We start from the raw sequence: 726 nt of genomic DNA on the forward strand, positions 1-726 counted from the left end.
GCGGGCGGCGCGATCGGCTGGGTGAAACGGCGTGGAAAACTCGGGCGGGCGGCGGCCCGGCGATCATCCGGGCTGCGGGGCGAGTTCGGGCGCGCCGGGCGTCACGACGCGCGGCGGCAGCGGATTACCGGTGGGTGCCGCGTGCAGCGCCAGTTCGCGGCTGCGCGCGTTCAGGCGCTGCAGTGCGCGGAATTCGGACGGCGCCATCCCCTTCACCGCGCGGAACTGGCGGTTGAAGTTCGACACGTTGTTGAAGCCGGCCTGGAAGCAGATATCGGTGATGTTCGCGTCGTCGGCGAGCAGCAGCTGGCACGCGGATTCGATCCGCAGACGATTCACGTACTGGACGAACGGCATGCCCGTCTGTCGATGAAACGCGCGCGAGAACGCGCTGACGCTCTGCCCGGTCAGTTGCGCGAGATCGGATTCGCGCAGCTCGGACGCGAGGTTCTTGCCGATGTACGACAGCGCATGGCTGAGCCGCGTCGGCGTGACATCGGCCTGGTCGTACGCAGGGCTCGCGAGCAGCGTGCGTTCGGCCGCCCCGCACAGCCGTTCGAGGATCGTCATGAACAGCGCGATGCGGCGCATGCCGCGCGCGGCCAGCAGTTCGTCGAACAGCGGCGCGATCGCGGCGCTGGTCGCCGCGTCGAAGCCGACCCCGCGCCGCGCATCGTCGAGCAACGCCTGCGCGTCGCGGCATTCGGGAAACGCGTCCATGCAGCG

The 726-nt window shown here is 69.8% G+C and carries 1 protein-coding gene; it reads right to left on the reverse strand.

Translation table 11 applies throughout. From position 1 onward, the window contains the following. Nucleotides 1-63 precede the first annotated feature (63 nt). The coding region (locus L810_RS43275) for a helix-turn-helix domain-containing protein (protein WP_042978468.1) at nt 64-726 on the reverse strand (663 nt) is incomplete at its 5' end.

The sequence above is a fragment of the Burkholderia sp. AU4i genome (genome assembly GCF_000466765.1).
GTDB lineage: Bacteria > Pseudomonadota > Gammaproteobacteria > Burkholderiales > Burkholderiaceae > Burkholderia > Burkholderia cepacia.